Here is a 23,954-nt window from a genome sequence, read left to right as displayed (position 1 = left end):
TTCGGAGCCGATGCACCCTGTTTTCGGTTCCGTCCCGGGGGTCCATCTCGGGAAAGATAAGGCGCTACGGCGCGACGAGAAAACGGGAGACACCGTGTCTGTCAAGATCGGCATCAACGGCTTCGGCCGTATCGGACGCAACTACTTGCGCGCAGCACTCGCGCAGGGAGCTGACCTGGAAATCGTGGCGGTGAACGACCTCACCGACAACAAGACGCTCGCGCACCTGTTGAAGTACGACTCCGTCGGCGGCCCGCTCACCGAAGAGGTGTCGTACGACGCGGACTCGATCACCGTCGGCGGCAAGAAGATCAAGGTCTTCGAAGAGCGCGACCCCGCCAACCTCCCCTGGGGCGAGCTGGGAGTCGACATCGTCATCGAGTCGACCGGCCGCTTCACCAAGGCCGAGGACGCGAAGAAGCACGTCGCCGGCGGCGCAAAGAAGGTCCTGATCTCGGCACCCGCCACGGGTGACGACGTCACGATCGTCATGGGTGTCAACGAGGGCGACTACAACCCCGAGACCGACGTCATCATCTCGAACGCGTCGTGCACCACGAACTGCCTCGCGCCCCTCGCGCAGGTCTTCAACGACGCATTCGGCATCGAGCGCGGCTTCATGATGACCGCACACGCGTACACGGCCGACCAGAACCTGCAGGACGGCCCGCACAGCGACCTCCGTCGTGCGCGCGGCGCCGCGATCAACATCGTGCCGGCCTCGACCGGAGCCGCCAAGGCCATCGGCCACGTTCTGCCCGAGCTGAACGGCAAGCTCAGCGGCTCGTCGTACCGCGTGCCGGTTCCCACCGGCTCGATCGTCGACCTCACGATCGTCACCCCCACCGAGGGCCTGACGGTCGAGACGGTCAACGCGGCCTACAAGGCAGCGGCGGCCGAAGGCCGTCTCGCCGGATTCCTGCAGTACACCGAGGACCCGATCGTCTCCAGCGACATCCAGGGCAACCCGCACTCCTCGATCTTCGACTCGGAGCTGACCAACGTCAGCGGCAACCTGGTCAAGGTCTCGGCGTGGTACGACAACGAGTGGGGCTACTCCAACCGTCTCGTCGACCTGACCGAGTACGTCGCAGAGAGCCTGTAAGCGCCTCATCATGGCACTGCGCACCCTTGCCTCGCTGGGGTCGCTCGCCGGTAAGCGCGTCATCGTCCGTGCTGACCTCAATGTCCCCTTGCGGGACGGGGTCATCACGGACGATGGTCGCGTTCGGGCGACGCTTCCCACCCTCAACGCCCTGATCGATCAGGGCGCCCGCCTCATCGTCGCCTCCCACCTGGGACGACCCGATGGGGCACCCGACCCGAAGTACAGCCTCGAGCCGGTCGCGCAGCGACTGTCGGAGCTGCTCGGAAAGCCCGTCGCGTTCGCTCGCGACACGGTGGGGGAGTCGGCCCACGAGGCTGTCGCCTCGCTTCAGGACGGCGACGTCACCGTCATCGAGAACCTCCGATTCAATCCCGGAGAGACCTCGAAGGACGAGGGCGAGCGCCGTGCGTTCGCGCAGCAGCTCGCCGAGCTCGGCGACGCGCTCGTCTCGGACGGGTTCGGTGTCGTGCACCGCAAGCAGGCCAGTGTCTACGACCTGGCCGAGCTGCTCCCGTCGGCGGCCGGTCTCCTGATCGAGACCGAGGTCGACGTGCTCGACCGTCTGACCGAGAACCCCGAGCGCCCGTACGCGGTCGTGCTCGGCGGGTCGAAGGTCAGCGACAAGCTGGGCGTCATCGCGCACCTGCTGCCGCGCGTGGACACGATCCTGGTCGGCGGCGGAATGATGTTCACGTTCCTCGCGGCCGAAGGGTACCCCGTGGGGGCCAGCCTGCTCGAGAAGGACCAGATCGAGACCGTCAAGGGATACATCGCGACGGCCAAGGAGCGCGGCGTCACGCTGATCTTCCCGGTCGACGCCGTCGTTGCTTCCTCGTTCAGTGCGGATGCGGACCACGTGGTCGCCGCCGCGGACGCTCTCGAAGACACTCCGTTCGGTTCCTCCGGTCTGGGCCTCGACATCGGACCCGAGACCGCGAAGATCTTCGCGGACGCCATCCGCGGCAGCAAGACCGTGTTCTGGAATGGGCCGATGGGCGTGTTCGAGATGCCGGCCTTCGCGAGCGGAACCAAGACCGTCGCTCAGGCGCTCACCGAGGTCGACGGACTGTCCGTCGTCGGTGGCGGCGACTCCGCGGCCGCCGTGCGTCAGCTCGGGTTCTCGGACGACCGTTTCGGTCACATCTCCACCGGCGGCGGAGCGAGCCTGGAGTTCCTCGAAGGTAAGAAGCTCCCCGGACTGGAGGTCCTCGGATGGTCGCTGTGACCAGAACACCGCTCATCGCGGGTAACTGGAAGATGAACCTGGACCACCTCCAGGCCGTCGCGCTCGTGCAGAAGCTGCACTGGACGCTGAAGGACGCGAAGCACGAGTCCGACACCGTCGAGGTGGCACTGTTCCCGCCGTTCACCGATCTTCGGACGGTGCAGACCCTCATCGATGCCGACAAGATCCCGTTCGCCCTCGGCGCGCAGGACATCTCGACGCACGATTCGGGCGCGTACACGGGTGAGATCTCGGGCGCGTTCCTCGCCAAGCTGGATGCCGCATACGTGATCATCGGGCACTCCGAGCGTCGCGAGTACCACGCCGAGTCGGATGAGGTCGTGGCCGCGAAGGTCGCTGCGGCCCTCCGCCACGGGCTTCGCCCGGTGATCTGCGTCGGTGAGACCGCCGCAGACCTCGAAGAGTTCGGCGCGAGCGCTGTTCCGGTCGGCCAGTTGCGCGTCGCCCTCGAGGGCGTCGCGGCGGACGCCGAGATCGTTGTGGCGTACGAGCCGGTCTGGGCCATCGGCTCGGGCCAGGCGGCGACGCCCGATCAGGCGCAGGAGGTGTGCGCGAAGCTCCGCGAGGTGGTCGCGGAGACCCTCGGTGCCGACGCGGCCGCGCGTACCCGTGTGCTCTACGGCGGGTCCGTGAAGTCGAGCAACATCGCCAGCTTCCTGCGTGAGCCCGACGTCGACGGCGCGCTCGTCGGCGGGGCGAGCCTCGTTGCGGACGAGTTCGCTGCCATCATCCGATTCCAGAAGCACGTCGGCGTGTGACACTTCCGGGAGGCCGGTCCGACCGGCCTCCCGGAAGCGTCCGCCCGGCTCGCTATACTTAACCCTTGTGCGGTCCGACGGGTCGCCGGGAAAGGGTACGACCACAGTGCAGATCCTCGAGTTCGTGCTCCAGGTGCTCCTCGGCATCACGAGCCTTCTGCTGACTTTGCTCATCCTGCTGCACAAGGGCCGCGGTGGCGGCCTCTCCGACATGTTCGGTGGCGGAATGAGTTCGACCATGGGATCATCCGGCCTTGCCGAGCGCAACCTGAACCGCTTCACGGTCGTTCTCGCGCTCACCTGGTTCGTCTCGATCGTGGCCCTGGGTCTGGTCACCAAGTTCTCCGGACTGGTCTGACATGGCCACCGGAGGCAACGCGATCCGCGGCACTCGTGTCGGCGCCGGCCCGATGGGCGAGCAGGATCACGGGTACCACGCCGACCGCGTCGCGGTGTCCTACTGGGATGCCCTCGGCAACGAGACGACCCGGTACTTCGCTGCCGGCATCACCGAAGACGAGATCCCCGACACGATCGACTCCCCGCACTCGGGGCTCCCGGCCGGTCGCGACCAGGCGAACCCGCCGGCCGTGGCGAAGGCCGAGCCCTACAAGACGCACCTCGCCTATGTGAAAGAGCGTCGCACCGACGACGAAGCCGTCGAGCTCCTCGACGATGCGCTCAAGAAGGTTCGCGATCGGCGCGGTCAGAGCTGACCACCGGTACATGATGAAGGGGCGGATGCAGCTGCATCCGCCCCTTCATCATGTGAGCGACTCGGCGCCGCTCAGTAGTCGATGTCGATGAGCTCCGGCGGCACCTTGCCGGCGGCCGCCTCATCGACGAAGAACACCGTCCGTTTGCGTCCCTTGGCGCCCGCTGCGGGAACGCTCTGGTAGCTGGCTCCGGCGAGGGCCAGGCCGAGCGCCGAGGCCTTGTCGGGGCCGACCAGCACCATCCAGACGCGCTTGGAGGAATTGATCACCGGTCGCGTCATCGTGATGCGTTCGGCGGGCGGCTTGGGCGACTCGCGCACCGGCACCGCCGCACGATCGGTGATGCTGATCTCCGGGCGGTCGGGGAACAGCGACGCGATATGCGCATCGGGTCCGACACCCAGGAAGCAGACGTCGAACGACGGCCAGGCGCCGACCGCCGGGTCGGCGAATCGTGCGAGCTCGGCCGCGTAGGCGTCCGCCGCCGCGTCGAGATCGAGACCGTCGTCGGACGCGGCCATCGCATGGATGTGATCGGCCGGGATGTCGATCAGGTCGAAGAGAGTCGCCGCGGCCACCGCGTCGTTCCGGTCTGCGGAGCCGCGCGGAACGAACCGCTCATCACTCCACCAGAAGTGCACGAGCGACCAGTCGATCTCGGCACGTCGCGGGTGGGCGGCGACGGCAGCCAGCACCTGGCCCGCCATCGATCCGCCCGTCAGCGAGACATGCGCGAGCTTGCCCTCGACAACGCGCTTCGATACGCGGCTGAGCAGTCGCGAAGCCACCGCCCGAGCGAGGGCGTCGGGGTCGGCGCGAACGACGACCTGCTTCTCCGCGACCTGCGATGTCATCGGGTCTCGCTCTCCGTGCGGGATTCGACCAGGTCGCACCCCTCCGTGATCACGCGCCCGTACAGCGCGTCGGGGTCGAGACGGCGGAGCTCCTCCGCCAGGCACTCACGCAGCGAGCGGCGCGGGAACGCCAGCTCGTGCGTCGGCTGCCCGGGCTGGGTGAGCACGGCGGTCGCCGGGTCGGGACGCTCCAGGAGGATGTCGCCATCCTCGCGGGTGAGCCGCACCGACTTGATGCCGTGCGCCCACTCCGACGCGTCGAGATAGCGCCACGACACATCGATCTTCAGCTGCAGCGTGAGCCATGCCGCGAGAAGCGGAGTCGACGGGGAATCCGCCCCACCCAGAACCTCGGCGGCGGTGACCTCCTGGTACGGCGGCTGGTCGAGCACCGCAGCGAGCTGTTCGCGCCACCGGGTGAGCCGGGTCCAGGCGAGATCGGTGTCGCCGGGAGCGTAGTTCGCGCCGAGTCCCTGGACCCACGTGTGCGGGTCTTCCTGGGTTGCCGCATCCGTGATGCGACGCTGAGCGATTCGGCCGAGCGCGGACTGCGACGGGACGGGCGGGGTGTCCTCGGGCCACCACACGACGACCGGGGCATCCGGAAGAAGAAGTCCCGTCACCAGGCTCTCCGTGTTGGAGCCTGCGGCGCCGTACGCGTGCAGCAGGACGACCTCGCTCGCGCCGGCGTCTCCGCCGACACGGATCTGCGCGTCGAGCCGAGCGTCGCCGTCCGGAGTGTCTAGCAGCACGATGACGCGCATGGGGTGTTCCCGCGAGGCATCGTTCGCGGCCTCGATGGCCTCTTCCTCGATGCCGCGCCGCGTGGCGATCACGAGCGTCAGGACGCGGCCGAGGGCCACTGCCCCGCCCTCTTCGCGCACGTCGATGAGGGCACGGGAGATCTTGCTGACGGTCGTGTCAGGCAGGTCGACGATCACGGGCGCCTCCAAGTGCGTCCATCGCGGGAGAGGAGCTCGTCCGCCGAGCTCGGACCCCACGAACCGGGGGAGTACTGCTCGAGAGCGCCGCCCTGAGCCTCCCAGAACTTCTCGATCGGGTCGAGGATCTTCCAGCTGAGCTCGACCTCTTCGTGGCGCGGAAACAGCGGCGGATCGCCGAGCAGAACGTCGAGGATGAGGCGCTCGTACGCCTCCGGGCTCGCCTCGGTGAACGCATGGCCGTAGCCGAAGTCCATCGTCACGTCGCGCACCTGGTTGTCGGCGCCGGGAACCTTGGAGCCGAACCGGATGGTGACGCCCTCGTCGGGCTGCACCCGGATGACGAGGGCGTTCTGGCCTTGTCCTGCCGTGGCGCTGCGCCCGAACAGCAGCTCGGGCGACTGCTTGAAGACGACTGCGATCTCGGTCACGCGTCGGCCGAGGCGTTTTCCGGTGCGCAGGTAGAACGGCACATCGGCCCAGCGTCGCGTGTTGATCTCGAGCTTGATGGCGGCGTACGTCTCGGTCGTGGAGTTCGGGTCCATCCCGTCCTCTTCGAGGAAGCCGCGCACCTTCTCGCCGCCCTGCCATCCGCCGCCGTATTGACCGCGAGCGGTCGCGAGGCTCAGATCCTCGGGCAGCGTCACCGCGGCGAGCACCTTCTCCTTCTCCGCCCGCAACTGCGTCGCGTCGAAGCTGATCGGCTCCTCCATCGCGGTGAGCGCGAGAAGCTGCAGGAGATGGTTCTGGATGACGTCGCGAGCCGCGCCGATTCCGTCGTAGTACCCGGCGCGTCCGCCGACGCCGATGTCCTCGGCCATCGTGATCTGCACGTGGTCGACGTAGTTCCGGTTCCAGATCGGTTCGTACAGCTCGTTGGCGAAACGGAGCGCGAGGATGTTCTGCACCGTCTCCTTACCGAGGTAGTGGTCGATGCGGAAGATCGAATCGGTCGGGAACGCGGAGCGGAGCGCGTCGTTCAGGGCGCGGGCCGAGTCGAGGTCGTGGCCGAACGGCTTCTCGATCACGACGCGGCGCCAGCGGTCGGAGGCATCCGCGGTGTCATCCACGAGCCCCGACGCCTTCAACTGCTGCGCGACGATCGGGAAGTCCTTCGGCGGAATCGACAGGTAGTACGCGTGGTTCCCCATCGTGCCGCGTTCGACGTCGAGCGTTTCGACCGTCTCACGAAGACGGCGGAACGCGTCGAGATCGTCGAACTCGCCCTGCACGAAGCGGATGCCCTGCAGGAGCTGGGCCCAGGTCTCCTCGCGGAACTCGGTGCGCGAGTGCTCCTTGACGGCCTCGTACACGACCTGGGCGAAGTCCTCGTCCTCCCAGTCGCGACGCGCGAAACCGACGAGTCCGAAGCCGGGAGGCAGCAGACCGCGGTTGGCCAGGTCGTAGACGGCGGGCATGAGCTTCTTGCGTGACAGGTCTCCTGTCACGCCGAAGATGACGAGGGCGCTGGGTCCCGCAATGCGGTTCAGGCGCCGGTCGTCCGGGTCGCGCAGGGGGTTGTGCCCGCGCGAGATCTCGACAGTCATCGGGTCGATCTTCTCCTATTGAGCGGCTTCGAACAGGGCGAGAACATCGGCCTGGGAATCGGTGAGGGTGAGCGTGACGACCGGACGGCCGTGGCCTTCGGCGAGGACGGCGGCATCGCCGGCGGCCTGCGCCTCGATCAGCTGACCGAAGGTGAAGGGACGGCCGGGGATCTCGACATCGACCTCGCCCTGCTGCAGGATCTGCAGGTAGACGCCGTTCGCGGGACCGCCCTTGTGGTACTGACCGGTCGAGTGCAGGAACCGCGGGCCCCAGCCGAACGTGGTCGGCCGCCCGGAATCTGCGGCGACGAGCTCGCGGAGCCCCTGGAGGGGAGCGAGTCCCTGCCGGTCGACGTACGCCTGGATGGACACGTAGCCGTCAGCCGGAATCTGCGCCCACAGGGCGTCGAGGACGCCCGCGATGGTTCCCGATGCCGCGAGCGCCGGGTCGGACACCCGCACCTCGACGCCGTCTGTCGTGAATGCGGGCGCCACGCGAGCGGGCCGCGCCTCGAGGAGAGCGCGGGTCGCGGACTTGGCCGACTCGACATCGGGCTGATCGAACGGGTTGATGCCCAGCATCCGCCCGGCGATCGCCGTCGCGTACTCCCAGACGATGAACTGCGCGCCGAGCGATCCGCTCACGAGCACCTCGCCGTGGTGACGCTCGAAGAGATGATCGTGGTGCACGTCGTCGACCAAACGAACGAGCTGCACATCGTCCGGGGTGTTCTCGACTTCCGGCGACACGGGCAGCAGGACGACGGGCAGGATGCCGGTGCCGTTCTTGCCCGTCGACTCGGCGATGAGCTGCTCGATCCAGTCCGGAAGGCCGATGATGTGCGTTCCGTCGGTGATGAGACCGAGCTTGTCGCGGCGAGGTTCGCCACCGGCGATCGCGGCTGCCAGCACGAGAGCGGGATTGCGCGCGTCGTCGATCGCGACCTCGAGGAGCGTCGCCTCCGCCTCATCGAGAAGCTCGTCGAGATCGACCCCGGCAAGCCCCGTCGGAACGAGTCCGAAGGCCGTCAGCGCCGAGTAGCGCCCGCCGACGGTCGGGTCGGCGGTGAAGACCGTGTACCCGTCTGCCCGCGCGGACTCCTCGAGCGGTGAACCGGGGTCGGTGACGACGATGATGCGCGACGCGGGATCGATCCCGACGTCGCGGAAGGCCGTCTCGAACGCGCGCTTCGCGGAATCCGTCTCCACGGTCGACCCGGACTTCGACGACACGACCAGCGCGGTCTGCGCCAACCCGCCGAGCTCGGTGTCTCCGTCGATGGCGGCGAGCACCTGGGCGGGCGCCGTCGAGTCGAGGATCACGAGCGGCACGCCCGCGGTCTGGGCGATCACCTCGGGAGCAAGCGACGAGCCGCCCATACCGGCGAGCACGATGCGGGTCACACCGTCGGCACGAAGCACGTCGCGGAGCGTCGTGATCTCGTCGACGAGCGGACGGGAGACCGAGACGGCCTGCACCCATCCGAGCCGCCCGGCGGCGTCGTCCGCCGCCGAGGCGCCCCAGAGATCCGGGTCACCCGCCGTGATCCCCGACGCGACGAGGCTCTCGACGAGCGCGGGAAGGGTATCCGAAACGACGTCACGGACCCGTCCACTGAGGTGGAGGTCGAAGCTCATCGTGCGGCCTTCAGCGCCTCCGCGACCGTACCCTGCAGCTCGTGCCAGGAGACGATGAACTTCTCGACGCCCTCGTCCTCGAGCACCTGCGTCGCGTCGACGACGTCTACGCCGACCGCCGCGAGGCGGTCGAACACGTCGTGCGCGTCGGCGTAGTTGACCGTGATCGTGTCGCCCGTGATCTCCGCGTGGTCGAAGGTCGCCTCGAGCGTCTTCTCCGGCATCGTGTTGACCGTGCCGGCCGCGACGAGCTCGGTCACGTACAACGTGTCGGGGAGCGCCGGATCCTTGACGCCGGTGGATGCCCACAGCGGACGCTGCACGTTCGCCCCCGCCGCGAGGAGGGAGGTGGCGCGCTCGGTCTCGAACTCCCGCTCGAACAGCTCGTAGGCGAGTCGCGCGTTCGCGATGCCCGCCCGGCCGATGAGCGCGGTCGCCTCATCCGTATCGATCGCCTTCAGTCGCTTGTCGATCTCGGTGTCGACGCGCGACACGAAGAACGAGGCGACGGAGTGGATCGTGGAGAGGTCCAGGCCCGCGTCGCGCGCCTTCTCGATGCCGGCGAGGTACGCGTCGATCACGGCGGCGTACCGCTCGAGGCTGAAGATCAGCGTGACGTTCACCGAGATGCCGGCGCCGATCACCTCGGTGATGGCGGGCAGGCCGGCCTTCGTCGCGGGGATCTTGATGAGAGCATTCGGCCGGTCAACCTTGGCCCACAGCTTCTTAGCCTCCGCGACAGTGGCCGCGGTGTCGTGTGCGAGGTCGGGGGAGACCTCGATCGACACGCGCCCGTCGACTCCGCGCGTCGCGTCGTAGACGGGACGGAAGATGTCGGATGCGGACTGCACGTCGTCGGTGGTGATCTCGAAGATCGCCGCGTCGACGCTCGCGTCGGCAGCGGCCAGCGTGGCGACCTGCTCGGCGTACGCCTCGCCCTTGGCCAGCGCGCCGGCGAAGATCGTCGGGTTGGTCGTGACGCCGGAGACGTTTCGCTCGGTGATCAGCGCAGCGAGGTTGCCGGTCGTGATCCGCTCGCGCGACAGGTCGTCGAGCCAGATGCTGACTCCGGCGGCGGCGAGCTGTTCGGTGGGGGTGCTCATGCGTGGGTCTCCTTGATCGTCTCGCGTGCCGCGGCGATGACGGCTTCGGTCGTGATGCCGAACTTCTGGAACAGGGTCTTGTAGTCGGCAGACGCACCGAAGTGCTCGATCGAGACGGATCGTCCCGCGTCGCCGACGATGGCGTGCCAGCTGAGCGCCGTTCCGGCCTCGACCGACACGCGCGCCTTGATGGCCTTCGGCAGCACGCTCTCGCGGTACTCCTCGTCCTGCTCGGCGAACCACTCGAGCGACGGTGCCGACACGACCCGTGCGTGCACGCCCTCGGCCGCGAGCGCCTCGCGCGCCTCGACGGCGAGCTGGACCTCGGAACCGGTACCGATGAGGATCACGTCGGGCGTGCCGTTGGCCGCCTCGGCCAGAACGTATGCGCCCTTGGTGGCGAGGTTCGCCGAGGCGAACTCGTCACCGGATGCGGCGCCCGTGCCACGCTCGAACACCGGGATGTTTTGGCGGGTCAGGGCGATGCCGCTCGGGCCGGTCTGGCGGCGCAGCATCTCGAGCCAGACGACGGCCGTCTCGTTGGCATCCGCCGGACGCACGAGAGCGAAGTTCGGGATGGCGCGGAGGGTGGCGACCTGCTCGATGGGCTGGTGCGTCGGACCGTCTTCACCCAGCGCGACGGAGTCGTGCGTCCACACGAAGATCGTCGGGATGTTCATGAGGGCGGCCAGACGAACCGGCGGGCGCATGTAGTCGCTGAAGATCAGGAAGGTGCCGCCGAAGGGCCGGGTGGGTCCGTGCAGCTTGATGCCGTTGAGGATCGACCCCATGGCGTGCTCGCGGATGCCGAAGTGCAGAACGCGCCCGTAGGGCGAACCGCTCCACTCGTGGGTCGACCATTCCTCCGGGATGAACGACGACGCGTTCTTGATGGTCGTCAGGTTCGACTCGGCGAGGTCGGCCGATCCGCCCCAGAGCTCGGGGAGCTCGGCGGCCAGCGCGTTGATGACCTGGCCGGAGGCGGCGCGGGTCGAGACCTCCTTGCCGGCGGCGAACACGGGGAGCGCGTCGGCGATGTTTTCCGGCAGCTCGCCGGAGAGCAGACGATCCAGGAGCGCCTTGCGCTCCGGGTTGGCCTCGGCCCATGCGTCGAATCCGGTCTGCCACTCGGCCTTCGCCGCTTCGCCGCGCTCGACGAGCGAGCGGGTGTGCGCGAGCACGTCGTCGGCGACGTCGAAGTTCTTCTCCGGGTCGAACCCGAGCACCTTCTTCGTCGCGGCGAGCTCGTCGGCGCCGAGCGCCGAACCGTGGATCTTGCCGCTGTTCTGCTTGCCGGGGGAGGGCCATCCGATGATGGTCTTCAGGATGATGATCGACGGCTTGGCCGTCTCGCCCTTGGCGGCCTCGATCGCCGAGTACAGCTCGGGAACGTCTTCGACGTACTGACCGGAGGCCTTCCAGTCGACCGTCTGCACGTGCCATCCGTATGCCTCGTAGCGCTTCGCGACATCTTCGGTGAAGGCGACGTTGGTGTCGTCCTCGATCGAGATCTGGTTGGCGTCGTAGATGACGACCAGGTTGCCGAGCTGCTGGTGACCGGCGAGCGAGGATGCCTCGCTCGTGACGCCCTCTTCGAGGTCACCGTCGGACGCGATGACGTACACGAAGTGGTCGAACGGTGAGGTGCCTTCGGCGGCCTCGGGATCGAACAGGCCGCGCTCGTAGCGGGCCGCGTACGCGAACCCGACGGAGGAGGCGAGACCCTGGCCGAGCGGGCCGGTGGTGATCTCGACGCCCTTGGTGTGGCCGTACTCCGGGTGGCCGGGGGTCAGCGAACCCCAGGTGCGGAGCGCCTGCAGGTCGGACAGCTCGAGGCCGAAGCCCCCCAGATACAGCTGCACGTACTGCGTGAGCGACGAATGGCCCGCAGACAGGATGAACCGGTCGCGGCCGAGCCAGTGGGGATCCGCCGGGTCGTGGCGCAGCACGTGCTGGTACAGCAGGTACGCGGCCGGCGCGAGGCTCATTGCGGTGCCGGGGTGCCCGTTGCCCACCTTCTCCACGGCATCGGCCGCGAGGATTCGGGCCGTGTCCACGGCGCGCTCATCGATCTCATCCCAACGCAAATCGGCCACAGGACCGCCTTTCAGAAGAGGAGCGCCGCGCCGTTCCGGATTCCCATCACGTCGGTGCGTGCGGGGGCCGGGGCGGGGCGCGTGTGTTGTTTCAGCATAGACTGGAGGGACGTGACAGCGGGGCGATTGCGGGGCAGATGGACATCACGACGAGTGCGACGCTCGACGCATCCGAGGTACGCCATTCCCTTCGCCGCACGGTCCGCGCCTACATCTCGCTGACAAAGCCCCGGGTTCTCGAACTGCTGCTGGTGACGACCGTTCCGGTCATGATTCTGGCGCAGAACGGCCTCCCGAATCTTTGGCTCGTGCTCGCGACCGTCGTCGGCGGATCGCTCAGCGCCGGTTCCGCGGCGGCCTTCAACATGTACCTCGATCGCGACATCGATGCGCACATGCAGCGCACCGAGAACCGCCCGCTCGTGACGGGTGAGATATCGCCGCGTGGCGGATTGATCTTCGCCTGGACCCTCGCGGTCGTCTCGACCGTCTGGCTGCTGCTGACGACGAACTGGCTGGCCGCATCGCTCTCGGTCGCCGCGATCTTCTTCTACGTCGTCGTCTACACGATCATCCTCAAGCGGCGCACCGAGCAGAACATCGTCTGGGGCGGCATCGCGGGCTGCTTCCCGGTCGTGATCGGCTGGAGTGCGGTCACCGGATCGCTCTCGTGGACACCCGCCATCCTCTTCCTGCTGGTCTTCCTGTGGACGCCGCCGCACTACTGGCCGCTGTCGATGAAGTACAAGACGCAGTACGAGGACGTCGACGTCCCCATGCTCGGCGCGACGCGTTCGGGATCGCAGGTCGGTTTGCAGGTCATCCTGTACGCCTGGGCGACGGTCGCGTGCTCGGTGCTGCTGATCCCGGTGGCGTCGATGGGCATCGTGTACTCCGCATCCGCCGTCGTCTTCGGCGGCTGGTTCCTCTACGAGTCACACCGCCTCTACAACCGCGCCGTGCGCGGCACGGAGCCCCGCCCCATGCGCGTGTTCCACGCGTCCATCACCTACTTGACGCTCCTGTTCGTGGCGATCGCGATCGATCCGCTGCTTCCGTTCTGAGTCTCTGAACCAACGAGAACGGCCCCGGTCATCTGACCGGCGCCGTTCTCGTTTCCCGCGGTGGTTCAGCGGTTCGCGGGCTCCGACTCGGTCGGTGCCTCGGACGCCGGGGCGGTGACGACGGGCTCGTCGGCCGGGATCTCGACCTCCGGCTCCTCCTGCTGCCAGGAGATGGCTTCGACGACCTCGACGGGGCGTGCCGTGAAGGTCTTCGCGGCGCCGAGCGCGAGCGCGGCGATCAGTCCGACGAGTCCCGCGACGATGAATGCGGCGGCGAAGACGACCCAGGCCTGGCCTCCGTAGACCTCGACACCGGTGGCGCTGCCGTCGAGCAGCTTCGCTTCCATGACCGTGAGCTTGTCGACCGTCAGCCAGACGCCGAAGCCGATGCTGGCGGCGGATCCCACGACGAGGCCCCAGAAGGGGATGCTGCGTGTCAGGCGGGGACGTGTGTTCATGTGGGGCGAACTCCTCAAACGGGCGGCAACGGTTGCCGCGCCATCAGCCACCCTGCCCGGCCGTTCCTGGTGCGCGCGATGCGTCGCCTATGCATCCGCTGTGTGCGCAAGGCCGTTCGGCTACTCGCCGGACGCCCGCTTCAGCCGGAGCACGACGACCGTCATGGTCGCGGCGGTGAGCGCCGCGAGTACCATGTGCACGCCGACGGCCAGCTCGGGAAGGCCGTTGCGCGCCTGATAGAGGCCCACCGCGATCTGGACGACCTCCACCGCGAGAAGGGCGGTCAGCCAGCGGCGCACGGGGTAGCGGCGCAGCCAGGCCAGGGCGGTGAGCACGAGCGTGAGGGCGAACAGCGTGTATCCCGGCCACGAGTGCACGTGCTCAAGGATCTCGGCGTCGAACCCGTTGCGGGCCGCCGCCGCGTCGCCGGAGTGCGGACCGGCGCCGGTCGTCAGCACACCGACGACGACGGTGACCGCCAGCACCAGCGTCGTGACGTGCGTGGCGATCGCGAACCCGCGCGGCACGGTGAGCCGGCGAGTTCCGCCGGGCTCGTCCATCCGGGCGAGGAATGCGGCGCCGACGCAGACGAGCACGACCGACGCAATGTAGTGGAACCCGACGATGAAGGGGTTCAGGCCCGTCAGGACGGTGATGCCGCCGACGATCGCCTGAGCGAGGATGCCGAGCAGCACGATCGCGGCGAGGACGAACAGATCGCGGCGCTCCCGCCGCATCCGCCAGAGGAGGACCACGACGATCACGGCGAGGATTCCGACGAGTCCGGTCAGCGTCCGGTTGCCGAACTCGATGATTCCGTGGATGCCCATCTCGGGCGTGTTGACGATCGACTCCGCGGTGCACGTGGGCCACGTCGGGCAGCCGAGCCCGGATCCCGTGAGCCGCACGGCGCCACCCGTGCCGATGATGAGCACTTCCGCGACGAAGGACATCCACGCGAACACGCGGATGCGGGTGTCCACCCGGCCCGGAAGCCATCCCGCGAAGCGCGCGAGCGCGCCGGTTCGGTCGTTCGTCTGCGTACCGGCAGCCATTGTTCGCGCCTTCCGAAATGCGGTCGCGCTTCGGGTTCGCGACCCGGCGCCGCCGCCCGGCGAGGGGGCGGTACCTGTAGAATCAAGGGGTTCGGGATGCGACGCCAACGCGTTCCGCATCACTGACAGTTTAGGTGCACAGCCTGCGCCTTCTGATCGGGCCGGAAGCGGCATCCCCTCGCGAACTCGCGCGAAACGGAATGCCGGCACGGATGACACCGTTGGGCCCTAAGAGGAGAGTGACACACCATGTCGGATGTGCTGATCGATCGACCGGAGCTTGCGGGCCTCGGAGTGTACGAATTCGGATGGCACGACGCGGATGCGGCCGGTGCCAGCGCGAAGCGCGGCCTGACCGAAGCCGTCGTGCGCGACATCTCGGCGCTGAAGGCCGAGCCCGAGTGGATGCTGAAGAACCGCCTGAAGGCGTACCAGCTGTTCGGACGCAAACCCATGCCGACCTGGGGCGCCGACCTCAGTGACATCGACTTCGAGAACATCAAGTACTTCGTGCGTTCGACGGAGAAGCAGGCGCAGTCCTGGGAGGATCTCCCCGAAGACATCCGCAACACGTACGAGAAGCTCGGCATCCCGGAGGCGGAGCGTTCCCGCCTCGTCTCGGGCGTCGCGGCCCAGTACGAGTCCGAGGTCGTCTACCACCAGATCCAGGAGGATCTGGAAGCGCAGGGCGTCATCTTCATGGACACCGATACGGCCCTCCGCGAGCACCCCGAGTTCTTCACCGAGTACTTCGGTTCGGTCATCCCCGCGGGTGACAACAAGTTCGCCGCGCTGAACACGGCCGTCTGGTCGGGCGGTTCCTTCGTGTACGTCCCGAAGGGCGTGCACGTCGAGATCCCGCTGCAGGCCTACTTCCGGATCAACACCGAGAACATGGGTCAGTTCGAGCGGACGCTGATCATCGCGGACGAGGGTTCGTACGTGCACTACATCGAGGGCTGCACGGCGCCGATCTACAAGAGCGACTCGCTGCACTCCGCGGTCGTGGAGATCATCGTGAAGAAGAACGCCCGCGTTCGGTACACGACGATCCAGAACTGGTCGAACAACGTCTACAACCTCGTGACCAAGCGTGCGATCGCCCATGAGGGCGCGACCATGGAATGGGTCGACGGCAACATCGGCTCGAAGGTCACCATGAAGTACCCGTCCATCTACCTCATGGGCGAGCACGCCAAGGGCGAGACGCTGTCGGTCGCCTTCGCCGGGCCCGGTCAGCACCAGGACGCCGGCGCGAAGATGGTGCACATGGCGCCCTACACGCAGTCGTCGATCGTCTCGAAGTCGATCGCTCGCGGCGGAGGTCGTGCGGGTTACCGCGGCGAGGTCCGCGTCGACGCCAACGCCCATCACTCCGCCAACACGGTGCGCTGCGACGCGCTGCTGGTGGATTCGATCTCGCGGTCGGACACCTACCCGGCGATCGACATCCGCGTCGACGACGTGCAGCTCGGTCACGAGGCCACCGTCTCGAAGGTCAGCGAAGAGCAGCTCTTCTACCTCATGAGCCGCGGCCTGGCCGAGGACGAGGCGATGGCGATGATCGTGCGCGGGTTCATCGAACCCATCGCGCGCGAATTGCCGATGGAATACGCACTCGAACTCAACAAGCTCATCGAGATGGGCATGGAAGGATCCGTCGGCTGATGAGCTCGGCAACTCAGGCCCCCGCGGAGACGCACACGGAGGGCCACATCGATCCTGCCGCGGCATTCGTGCCCGTGCAGACCCGCTCCGAGCGACTGCGCTCCTTCGATCCGTCCGAGTTCGGCGCGCCGACCGGCCGCGAGGTCAACTGGAAGCACACGCCCATCGCCCGCGTGCAGCGCCTGCTGGACGACGCACCGGGTGACGAGGGGGCCGTCGGGATCAGCGTCTCCGGGCCGTTGGCGGCAGCCGGTCTCGCCATCGGCGCGGCGCCCCGCGGCGAGGTCTTCCGCCCGGAAGACATCTCGGCCGCGATCGCCTGGTCGCGTTCCGCGGAGGCGCTGTACCTCAGTGTTCCGGCGAACGCGGAACTCGACGAACCGTCGGTCATCGACCTTCGCGGCGCCGGCGGACGCGCGCACCAGCACCTCGTGATCGAAGCCGGAACGAACTCCCGCGCGACCGTCATCCTGCGCCACGCGGGTACGGCGGCGTTCGCTCAGAACGTCGAGATCATCGTCCGTGATGGCGCCGACCTGACGGTGCTCACACTGCAGGAGTGGGACGACGATGCGGTGCACCTTTCGGCGCACCAGTCCCGCGTCGACCGCGATGCGCGACTGCGGCACATCGTCATCAGCTTCGGCGGAGGTGTCGTGCGGGTGAACCCCAGCGTCGAACTCGCCGGTTCCGGCTCACGCGGCGAGCTCTACGGCCTCTCCTTCGCGGATGCGGGTCAGCACCTGGAGAGCCAGGTTTACATGTTCCACAAGGGACCGCAGACCTCCGGCGACGTTCTCTACAAGGGAGCGCTCCAGGGCGACACCGCCCGCTCGGTCTGGATCGGCGACGTGCTGATCGGACCGGATGCGGTCGGCACCGACTCGTACGAGGCGAACCGCAACCTCGTGCTCACCGACGGCGCCCGTGCCGACTCGATCCCGAACCTTGAGATCCAGACCGGCGACATCCGCGGCGCCGGACATGCGAGCGCGACCGGTCGGTTCGACGACGAGCAGTTGTTCTACCTGCAGGCGCGCGGAATCGGTGAAGACGAGGCGCGCCGCCTGGTCGTCCTCGGATTCCTGATGGAGATCGTGCAGAAGATCGGCATCCCCGAGCTCGAGGACGGCCTCGTCGGGCGCATCGAGGCGGAGCTCGCCGAGGGAGAACTTCGGTGACGGCGGTGCGCGTCTGCGGGCTGAGCGAACTCGAGCAGGACACCGCCCGCCGGGTCGAGATCGACGGTGTCGCAATGGCCGTCGTGCTCGACGGCGAGGGCGAAGTGCATGCGATCGGCGATGTCTGCACGCACGGCGACATCTCGTTGTCCGAGGGCTTCGTCGAGGGCGACACGCTCGAGTGCTGGGCGCACGGATCCGCATTCTCGCTCCGCACCGGACACCCCCTGAACCTGCCGGCGTACGAGCCGGTCCCTGTCTACGCGGTCACGATCGACGGGGACGATGTGCTCATCGACCCGGCCGTGACCAAGAACGTCAACTGAAGAGGAACACCATGTCTGTCCTGGAGATCCGCGACCTGCACGTGACGGTCGAGACCGATGAGGGCGTCACCCCCATCCTGAACGGCATTACGCTGACCATCCGCACGGGTGAGACGCACGCCATCATGGGCCCGAACGGGTCGGGCAAGTCGACCCTCGCCTACACGATCGCCGGCCACCCCAAGTACACGGTCACGAGCGGTTCGATCACGCTCGACGGCGAGGACGTCCTCGCCATGACGGTCGACGAGCGCGCCCGCGCGGGCCTGTTCCTCGCGATGCAGTACCCGGTGGAGATTCCGGGCGTGACGGTGACGAACTTCCTGCGCACCGCGAAGACCGCCATCGACGGCGAGGCTCCCTCGATCCGGACCTGGACCAAGGACGTCAAGTCCGCCATGAAGGACCTTCGGATGGATGCGAAATTCGCGTCCCGCAACGTCAACGAAGGCTTCTCGGGCGGAGAGAAGAAGCGCCACGAGATTCTCCAGTTGGAGCTGCTGAAGCCGCGCATCGCCGTGCTCGATGAGACCGACTCGGGTCTCGACGTCGACGCGCTGAAGATCGTGTCCGAGGGCGTCAACCGTGCGAAGTCGTCGAGCGACCTCGGCGTGCTGCTCATCACGCACTACACGCGCATCCTGCGCTACATCCAGCCGGACTTCGTGCACGTTCTCGTCAAGGGACGCGTCGCGGAAGAGGGCGGGCCCGAGCTGGCCGAGCGGCTGGAGAACGAGGGATACGACCGATTCCTCGAGCCCGTCGCCGACGCGGACGCGTAGACTCGCGCCATGACCGCGACTCTCACGAACGAGAAGTACGACGACGTCACCGAGGCCCTGAAAGACGTCATGGACCCGGAACTCGGGATCAACGTCGTCGACCTCGGCCTCATCTACGACCTGGCCTGGGACGACGAGAACGACGCTCTCATCATCCATATGACGCTCACCTCGGCCGGCTGCCCGCTGACCGACGTGCTGGAGGAGCAGACGGCGCAGGCGCTCGACTCCGTCGTCGATAGGTTCCGGATCAACTGGGTATGGATGCCGCCGTGGGGCCCGGAACGGATCACCGACGACGGGCGCGACATGATGCGCGCCCTCGGCTTCGCGATCTGAGCAGGTCCGTGCGCGCTGAGCCTCTCGAGGCGCTGCCGCTGTCGCAGCTCCGGGAGCGGCAGAGCGCGAAGTGGCGGACGTACCCGGACGATGTGCTGCCGCTGTTCGTCGCCGAGACGGACTTTGCCCTGGCGCCCGCGATCACCGAGGCGCTCATGCGAGCCGTCGCTCTCGGCGACACCGGGTACACGCCCGAGGACTCCGGCATCCGCTCCGCCTACGCGGGGTTCGCCGAGCGTCGCTTCGGCTGGTCGCCGGATCCTGCACGGATGCGGACGACGGCCGACGTCATCTCCGGCGTGGTGGAGATCCTCCGCCGCGTGACCGTGCCCGGGGATCGGGTCGTGGTCACTCCGCCGGTGTACCCGCCGTTCTTCGAGTGCGTCCCGGAGGCGGGTGCGGTCGCCGAGCGCGTGCCGCTGCGCCGCGGCCCGAACGGCTGGAGCCTCGACCTCGAGGGGATCGAGGCGGCGCTGGCCGGGGGAGCTCGTGCGGTTCTGCTGTGCAACCCGCACAATCCCACGGGCACCGTGCATTCGCGGGAGAGACTGGTTGCGCTCGCGGAGCTGGCCGACCGGTACGGCGCGACGGTCGTGAGCGACGAGATCCATGCGCCGCTCACCCACGCGGAGGCCGAGTTCACGCCGTTCCTCGCCGCATCCGCTGTGTCGGCGCGCGTCGGCTACGCGGTCGTGTCGGCGAGCAAGGCGTTCAATCTGGCCGGTCTGAAGTGCGCGATCATGGTCACCGCGGACGACGCCACGACAGCGGTCGTGCGAGCCCTTCCGGAAGAGGTGGAGTGGCGGACGGGGCTTTTCGGAGCCCTCGCCGGAGTAGCCGCATTTTCGCCGGAGAGCGATGCCTGGCTCGATTCGCTGCTCGTCTCGATCGATCGGAACCGCCGGCTCCTCGAGGATCTGCTCCGCGATCATCTGCCGGAAGCCGTGTACCGGGTGCCGGAGGCCGGCTATCTGGCGTGGGTCGACCTGTCCGCGCTCGGGTGGGGCCCGAATCCGGCCAAGCGAATTCTCCGCGACGCCCGGGTCGCCCTGCACTACGGTCCGGCGTTCGGGGCCGAGGGTACCGGGCACGTGCGTATCAATCTGGGGTGCGCCCCCGAGGTGCTCACGGAGGCGATCGAGCGGATCGGCGCGCTCGTCGCACACCGTTCGAATTGAGCGAGAGCGAAGGTAAGGCTACCCTCATCAGGTGACGACTCTTTCGGCCACGAGGCCCGCCTACCGCCCGTACCTCGCCACCGTGATGCGGGTGAACCGTTTGTCGCCGAGCTTCGTGCGGATCACATTCACGAGCCCGCAGTTCACCGATCTCGGTACCGCGGGGCTCGACCAGCGGGTCAAGATCCTCTTCCCCGGGCCGGACGGGACGGTGTGCGACGTGGGTCAGACCGACCCGGAAGCCATTGCTGCCGCCGCCTGGTACGACCGCTGGCGCGCGCTGCCCCTCGAGGCACGCACCCCGTTCCGGACGTACACCGTTCGGCGCGCTGCACCCGATGCGCTCGAACTCGACATCGACTTCGTGCTGCACCACGAGCCCGGTCCCGCGGGCGCGTGGGCGGATGCGGCCGCCCCCGGCGACGAGCTCGTCATTGTCGGTCCCGATGGGGGGAGCGAGGACTGGCGGCTCGGCATCGACTGGCATCCGGGCACGGCCCGGCGGTTGCTGCTCGCCGGTGACGAGACCGCTGCGCCCGCGATCTGCAGCATCCTGGAGTCCCTCGGCGCCGATCATCTGGTCGACGCCTTCATCGAGGTCCCCGGCGATGCCGATGTGCTGCCGGTGTCGTCATCCGCGAACATCTGTTGGCTTCCGCGCGGAGAGCGCGCGCACGGTGAGGCGCTGATCGAGGCGGTCTCCGCGTGGGCCGACGCCTCGCGCGACGTGCTGACGCGTGCCGGGGCCCCTGCGCCGCAGACGCTGGAGGAGATCGACGTCGACGTCGACATGCTGTGGGACAGTCCCGAAGACGCTCAGGGGGAGTTCTACGCGTGGATGGCGGGAGAATCGGCCACCGTGAAGACTCTGCGCCGGCTGCTCGTGACGGCGCACGGCGTCGACCGTCGCCGGGTCGCGTTCATGGGCTACTGGCGCAAGGGCCTCTCCGAGCGCACGGGGTGAGCGGAGTCAGGCGCCCTGGTGCGCCACGTCGTCGGGTTCGACGACGGTGTGGTGCCGGCCCATCGGCACCACCATCGGGCGGCCGGTGAGCGGGTCGGAGATGATGCGGCTGTTCAGGCCGAACACCTCGCGCACGGTGGCGGCCGTGAGCACGTCGGACGATGTGCCCGAGGCGACGATCGCGCCGTCCGCCATGGCGACGAGATGGTCGGCGTAGCGCGCGGCCAGGTTCAGATCGTGCAGCACCATGACGATGGTCGTGCCGCGCTCCCGGTTGAGGTCGGTCAGGAGATCGAGGACGTCGATCTGGTGGCTGATGTCGAGGAACGTCGTGGGCTCGTCGAGGAGCAGCACGTCGGTCTCCTGCGCGAGCGCCATGGCGATCCAGGCGCGCTGGCGCTGCCCGCCGCTCAGCTCGTCGACCGGTCGGTCGGCCAGGTGCACCGTCCCCGTGGCGTCCAGCGCGCGGGCGATCGCGTCCTCATCGGTCTGCGTCCAGCGCGCGAGCGCGCCCTGGTGTGGATGCCGGCCGCGGCTGACCAGATCCGACACGGCGATGCCGTCGGGCGCGATGGGCGACTGCGGCAGCAGACCCAGCACGCGCGCCACCTGCCGCGTGGGCTGCCGGTGGATCGCCTTTCCGTCGAGCAGGACGCTGCCCGAGGTCGGCGCGAGCAGACGTGCCATCGACTTCAGGAGCGTCGACTTGCCGCAGGCGTTCGCACCGACGATCGTCGTGATGCGCCCAGCAGGGACCTCGAGGTCGAGGGCGTCGACGATCACGCGGTCGCCGTAGCCGAGGGTGACCCGGTCTGCGACGAGAGAGCGGTGGACGGTCATATCGAGGATCCTCCGGTACGGCTGCTGCGGATGAGCAGGTAGACGAGATACGGCGCTCCCAGAACGCCGGTGATGACACCGACGGGGAGGCGTGTGCCGAACGCGTACTGCGCGGCGAAATCGGCCACGAGCACGAGCAGACCGCCGACGAGACCGGCGGCCAGCACCGGAGAGCCGACCGGCCCGAGGATGCGGACGGCGATGGGGCCGGCGAGGAACGCCACGAACGAGATGGGCCCGGCCGCCGCCGTGGCGAAAGCGAGCAGGATCACGGCCAGCACGATCAAGACGATCCGGCGTCGCTCCACCCGCAGCCCGAGGGCCGCCGCGGTGTCATCACCGAGTCGCAGGATCTCCAGATCCCGAGAGCGGAGCAGGAGAAGGGGCACCACGATCACCATGACGAGGGCCAACGGGATCGTGCGGTTCCAGGTCGCGTCGTTGAGATTTCCGGTGATCCACCGCATGGCGGTCTGCAGGTCCCACTCCGCTGCGCGCGAGATGACGTACGACACGACGGCGTTGAAGATCGCCGCGACGCCGATGCCGACGAGGATGAGCCGCGCGCCCGAGCCGCCCTTCTTGTAGGCGAGCACGTAGATGAGGAGCGCGGCGGCGAGTGCCGCGCCCGTCGCGAGAAACGAGACGGGGGTCTCGTCGAGCGACAGGACGACGATGCCGATCACGGCCGCGGCGCTCGCGCCCGAGCTGATGCCGATGACGTCCGGACTGGCCAACGGGTTTCGCAGCATCGTCTGGAAGACCACCCCGCCCATCCCGAAGCAGATGCCGGTCAACACCGCGGTCGTGGCCCGGGGGAGTCGCAGTTCGCCGACCGTGAAGGATGCGCCGGGAACCTGCTGGCCGACGATCACTCCCCAGACCTCGGCCGGTGTGTAGAAGGTCTGGCCGAGCATCAGCGAGAGCGCGAAGGCGACGGCGGTCACCGCGGCGAGGGTCACGCAGACCGCGACCCACCGGCGTGAGCGGGTGCGGCGACCGTGCCGAACGAGCGCGACGGTGTCGGGGGAGATCCGGGTCGTCACAGGGCACGCACCTTCTGACGTCGCACGATCGCGATGAAGAACGGGGCGCCGATCAGGGCGGTGATGATACCCACCTCGATCTCCTGGGGGCGGGCGATCACGCGGCCGACGATGTCGGCGCCGGTCAGCAGAATCGCGCCGCCGATCGCGGAGAACGGGAGCAGCCACCGGTGATCGACGCCGATCAGCAGACGGCAGATGTGGGGGACGACCAGCCCGACGAACCCGATGGGGCCGGCGACCGCGGTCGCGGCGCCGCAGAGGATGATCGCGCCGAGCGTCGACACCAGACGTGCGGTGCGGACGCGCTCCCCGAGCCCCGCGGCGAGTTCGTCGCCGAGCGCGAGGGTGTTCAGGGCGGGCGCGCAGAGGAGGCAGATGACGAGCCCGACGGCGAGGAAGGGGAGAACCTGGACGATGGTCGGCATCGTGGCTCCGCCGACACCGCCGACCTGCCAGAAGCGGAACTGGCTCATCACGTCGATGCGGGGAAGCAGGATGGCGCTGACGAGCGAGGTGAACGCGACCGCGGTGACCGCGCCGGCCAGGGCGAGCTTGAGCGGCGTCGCACCCCCTCGGCCGATCGAACCGACGGAGTATACGAACACGGCGGCAAGGGCGGCTCCGGCCATCCCGAACCAGATGTAGTCGGCGGGTGCGGAGAGTCCGAGGTAGGCGATTCCGATCACCACGACGAGTGATGCGCCGCCGTTGATGCCGAGGATCTGCGGATCGGCGAGCGGATTGCGCGTCGCACCCTGCAGCACGGTACCGGCGACGGCCAGGGCGGCGCCGACGAGGATCGCGAGGATGGTGCGGGGGATGCGCTTGTTCACGGCGGCGGCCGCCGTGGTGTCGGTCGAGCCCGTGACGCCCGCCCAGATGTCGGTCCATCCGACGGCGCGCGCCCCGAAGGTCACCGAGAGGAGGGCGATCGCGACCAGTGCGACGACGAGGATCGTCAGCCAGATCGCCCGTCGCCGCCCCCAGCGACGCCGAAGCGGCGTGCGGGGGGCGGCGACGGGTGTCGTGGTGCTCACGACCG

The 23,954-nt window shown here is 68.3% G+C and carries 24 protein-coding genes; 13 read left to right on the top strand and 11 right to left on the bottom strand.

Going from position 1 to position 23,954, the window contains the following annotated elements; translation table 11 throughout:
* The first annotated feature begins 94 nt into the window (after positions 1-94).
* The 5 genes from gap to LMI96_RS04130 all read left to right on the top strand — a co-directional run bounded on the left by gap (position 95) and on the right by LMI96_RS04130 (position 3,828).
* Entirely contained in the window at positions 95-1,105 is a 1,011-nt protein-coding gene (gene gap, locus LMI96_RS04150) for a type I glyceraldehyde-3-phosphate dehydrogenase (protein WP_228360568.1), read from the top strand.
* 10 nt (positions 1,106-1,115) lie between these two features.
* Positions 1,116-2,333 carry a phosphoglycerate kinase gene (gene pgk / locus LMI96_RS04145; protein WP_228360567.1) on the top strand — a complete coding sequence of 406 codons (1,218 nt, stop codon included), beginning with the start codon at positions 1,116-1,118 and terminating at the stop codon, positions 2,331-2,333.
* Positions 2,321-3,112, top strand: a complete 792-nt coding sequence (gene tpiA, locus LMI96_RS04140; RefSeq protein ID WP_223721333.1) for a triose-phosphate isomerase — start codon at positions 2,321-2,323, stop codon at positions 3,110-3,112. Before pgk ends, tpiA begins: the two co-directional genes overlap by 13 nt.
* A 106-nt stretch (positions 3,113-3,218) precedes the next feature.
* Positions 3,219-3,470: a preprotein translocase subunit SecG gene (gene secG, locus LMI96_RS04135; protein ID WP_223721332.1), complete on the top strand. Its 252-nt coding sequence runs from the start codon at positions 3,219-3,221 to the stop codon at positions 3,468-3,470.
* 1 nt (position 3,471) lies between these two features.
* On the top strand, positions 3,472-3,828 hold the full coding sequence (locus tag LMI96_RS04130; RefSeq protein WP_223721331.1) for an RNA polymerase-binding protein RbpA: 357 nt from the start codon (positions 3,472-3,474) through the stop codon (positions 3,826-3,828).
* Positions 3,829-3,899: 71 nt separating this feature from the next.
* On the opposite strand, the gene pgl is transcribed toward LMI96_RS04130, so the two are convergent.
* The 6 genes from pgl to tkt are packed head-to-tail and all read right to left on the bottom strand — an operon-like array spanning position 3,900 to position 12,007.
* Entirely contained in the window at positions 3,900-4,682 is a 783-nt protein-coding gene (gene pgl, locus LMI96_RS04125; RefSeq protein WP_223721330.1) for a 6-phosphogluconolactonase, read from the bottom strand.
* Entirely contained in the window at positions 4,679-5,623 is a 945-nt protein-coding gene (locus LMI96_RS04120) for a glucose-6-phosphate dehydrogenase assembly protein OpcA (protein ID WP_223721329.1), read from the bottom strand. The genes pgl and LMI96_RS04120 overlap by 4 nt, the downstream gene beginning before the upstream one ends.
* Positions 5,620-7,170 (bottom strand): glucose-6-phosphate dehydrogenase, encoded by a 1,551-nt coding sequence (gene zwf, locus LMI96_RS04115; protein WP_223721328.1) that lies wholly within the window; start codon positions 7,168-7,170, stop codon positions 5,620-5,622. Before zwf ends, LMI96_RS04120 begins: the two co-directional genes overlap by 4 nt.
* A 15-nt stretch (positions 7,171-7,185) precedes the next feature.
* The gene (locus LMI96_RS04110; protein ID WP_223721327.1) at positions 7,186-8,808 is read right to left on the bottom strand and encodes a glucose-6-phosphate isomerase; all 1,623 of its coding nucleotides are present in this window, start codon (positions 8,806-8,808) and stop codon (positions 7,186-7,188) included.
* On the bottom strand, positions 8,805-9,911 hold the full coding sequence (gene tal / locus LMI96_RS04105; protein ID WP_228360566.1) for a transaldolase: 1,107 nt from the start codon (positions 9,909-9,911) through the stop codon (positions 8,805-8,807). The genes LMI96_RS04110 and tal overlap by 4 nt, the downstream gene beginning before the upstream one ends.
* Complete coding sequence (gene tkt, locus LMI96_RS04100; protein WP_223721325.1) at positions 9,908-12,007, bottom strand: transketolase; 2,100 nt, start codon at positions 12,005-12,007, stop codon at positions 9,908-9,910. The genes tal and tkt overlap by 4 nt, the downstream gene beginning before the upstream one ends.
* 137 nt (positions 12,008-12,144) lie before the next feature.
* On the opposite strand from tkt, the gene LMI96_RS04095 reads away from it, so the two are divergent.
* A complete protein-coding gene (locus LMI96_RS04095; protein WP_223721324.1) occupies positions 12,145-13,071 on the top strand; it encodes a heme o synthase in 927 nt (308 codons plus the stop codon).
* 65 nt (positions 13,072-13,136) lie between these two features.
* Here the strand turns inward: LMI96_RS04095 and LMI96_RS04090 are convergent, their stop codons facing one another.
* Positions 13,137-13,529, bottom strand: coding sequence for a dinucleotide-utilizing enzyme (locus tag LMI96_RS04090; protein ID WP_223721323.1), 393 nt, complete (start codon positions 13,527-13,529; stop codon positions 13,137-13,139).
* Between the two features lie 120 nt (positions 13,530-13,649).
* Positions 13,650-14,585, bottom strand: a complete 936-nt coding sequence (locus tag LMI96_RS04085) for a heme A synthase (protein ID WP_374197906.1) — start codon at positions 14,583-14,585, stop codon at positions 13,650-13,652.
* A gap of 249 nt (positions 14,586-14,834) precedes the next feature.
* Between LMI96_RS04085 and sufB the strand changes: the two genes are divergently transcribed.
* Genes sufB through LMI96_RS04050 form a run of 7 tightly spaced genes read left to right on the top strand, consistent with a single transcriptional unit; the run spans position 14,835 to position 21,023 of the window.
* Positions 14,835-16,253, top strand: a complete 1,419-nt coding sequence (gene sufB / locus LMI96_RS04080) for a Fe-S cluster assembly protein SufB (protein ID WP_223721322.1) — start codon at positions 14,835-14,837, stop codon at positions 16,251-16,253.
* Positions 16,253-17,434: a Fe-S cluster assembly protein SufD gene (sufD, locus tag LMI96_RS04075; protein WP_228360564.1), complete on the top strand. Its 1,182-nt coding sequence runs from the start codon at positions 16,253-16,255 to the stop codon at positions 17,432-17,434. Before sufB ends, sufD begins: the two co-directional genes overlap by 1 nt.
* A complete protein-coding gene (locus LMI96_RS04070) occupies positions 17,431-17,760 on the top strand; it encodes a non-heme iron oxygenase ferredoxin subunit (protein ID WP_223721320.1) in 330 nt (109 codons plus the stop codon). Before sufD ends, LMI96_RS04070 begins: the two co-directional genes overlap by 4 nt.
* A gap of 11 nt (positions 17,761-17,771) precedes the next feature.
* A complete protein-coding gene (sufC, locus tag LMI96_RS04065) occupies positions 17,772-18,542 on the top strand; it encodes a Fe-S cluster assembly ATPase SufC (protein WP_223721319.1) in 771 nt (256 codons plus the stop codon).
* 9 nt (positions 18,543-18,551) lie between these two features.
* Positions 18,552-18,881, top strand: coding sequence for a metal-sulfur cluster assembly factor (locus LMI96_RS04060; RefSeq protein ID WP_223721318.1), 330 nt, complete (start codon positions 18,552-18,554; stop codon positions 18,879-18,881).
* A gap of 8 nt (positions 18,882-18,889) precedes the next feature.
* Positions 18,890-20,059: a MalY/PatB family protein gene (locus LMI96_RS04055; protein WP_228360563.1), complete on the top strand. Its 1,170-nt coding sequence runs from the start codon at positions 18,890-18,892 to the stop codon at positions 20,057-20,059.
* Positions 20,060-20,090: 31 nt separating this feature from the next.
* Positions 20,091-21,023: a siderophore-interacting protein gene (locus LMI96_RS04050; RefSeq protein ID WP_228360562.1), complete on the top strand. Its 933-nt coding sequence runs from the start codon at positions 20,091-20,093 to the stop codon at positions 21,021-21,023.
* Between the two features lie 6 nt (positions 21,024-21,029).
* On the opposite strand, the gene LMI96_RS04045 is transcribed toward LMI96_RS04050, so the two are convergent.
* The 3 genes from LMI96_RS04045 to LMI96_RS04035 are packed head-to-tail and all read right to left on the bottom strand — an operon-like array spanning position 21,030 to position 23,949.
* Positions 21,030-21,863: an ABC transporter ATP-binding protein gene (locus LMI96_RS04045; RefSeq protein WP_228360561.1), complete on the bottom strand. Its 834-nt coding sequence runs from the start codon at positions 21,861-21,863 to the stop codon at positions 21,030-21,032.
* Complete coding sequence (locus tag LMI96_RS04040) at positions 21,860-22,909, bottom strand: iron chelate uptake ABC transporter family permease subunit (RefSeq protein WP_228360560.1); 1,050 nt, start codon at positions 22,907-22,909, stop codon at positions 21,860-21,862. Before LMI96_RS04040 ends, LMI96_RS04045 begins: the two co-directional genes overlap by 4 nt.
* Positions 22,906-23,949, bottom strand: a complete 1,044-nt coding sequence (locus LMI96_RS04035) for an iron ABC transporter permease (RefSeq protein WP_228360559.1) — start codon at positions 23,947-23,949, stop codon at positions 22,906-22,908. Before LMI96_RS04035 ends, LMI96_RS04040 begins: the two co-directional genes overlap by 4 nt.
* Between the last annotated feature and the right edge of the window lie 5 nt (positions 23,950-23,954).

It is taken from the genome of Microbacterium sp. cx-59, assembly GCF_020805625.1.
In the GTDB taxonomy this organism is placed as follows: Bacteria; Actinomycetota; Actinomycetes; order Actinomycetales; family Microbacteriaceae; genus Microbacterium.
The sequence above is the reverse complement of the archived record's forward strand: the minus strand, read 5'-3'. Positions and strand labels throughout refer to the sequence as shown.

Coding starts and splice junctions, on each gene's coding strand:
- LMI96_RS04060 (WP_223721318.1), top strand. CDS start 18,552: ATGACCGCGACTCTCACGAACGAGAAGTACGACGACGTCACCGAGGCC.
- tal (WP_228360566.1), bottom strand. CDS start 9,911: ATGAGCACCCCCACCGAACAGCTCGCCGCCGCCGGAGTCAGCATCTGG.
- tpiA (WP_223721333.1), top strand. CDS start 2,321: ATGGTCGCTGTGACCAGAACACCGCTCATCGCGGGTAACTGGAAGATG.
- LMI96_RS04090 (WP_223721323.1), bottom strand. CDS start 13,529: ATGAACACACGTCCCCGCCTGACACGCAGCATCCCCTTCTGGGGCCTC.
- LMI96_RS04110 (WP_223721327.1), bottom strand. CDS start 8,808: ATGAGCTTCGACCTCCACCTCAGTGGACGGGTCCGTGACGTCGTTTCG.
- LMI96_RS04095 (WP_223721324.1), top strand. CDS start 12,145: ATGGACATCACGACGAGTGCGACGCTCGACGCATCCGAGGTACGCCAT.
- pgk (WP_228360567.1), top strand. CDS start 1,116: ATGGCACTGCGCACCCTTGCCTCGCTGGGGTCGCTCGCCGGTAAGCGC.
- LMI96_RS04045 (WP_228360561.1), bottom strand. CDS start 21,863: ATGACCGTCCACCGCTCTCTCGTCGCAGACCGGGTCACCCTCGGCTAC.
- pgl (WP_223721330.1), bottom strand. CDS start 4,682: ATGACATCGCAGGTCGCGGAGAAGCAGGTCGTCGTTCGCGCCGACCCC.
- LMI96_RS04085 (WP_374197906.1), bottom strand. CDS start 14,585: ATGGCTGCCGGTACGCAGACGAACGACCGAACCGGCGCGCTCGCGCGC.
- sufC (WP_223721319.1), top strand. CDS start 17,772: ATGTCTGTCCTGGAGATCCGCGACCTGCACGTGACGGTCGAGACCGAT.
- LMI96_RS04130 (WP_223721331.1), top strand. CDS start 3,472: ATGGCCACCGGAGGCAACGCGATCCGCGGCACTCGTGTCGGCGCCGGC.
- sufD (WP_228360564.1), top strand. CDS start 16,253: ATGAGCTCGGCAACTCAGGCCCCCGCGGAGACGCACACGGAGGGCCAC.
- zwf (WP_223721328.1), bottom strand. CDS start 7,170: ATGACTGTCGAGATCTCGCGCGGGCACAACCCCCTGCGCGACCCGGAC.
- sufB (WP_223721322.1), top strand. CDS start 14,835: ATGTCGGATGTGCTGATCGATCGACCGGAGCTTGCGGGCCTCGGAGTG.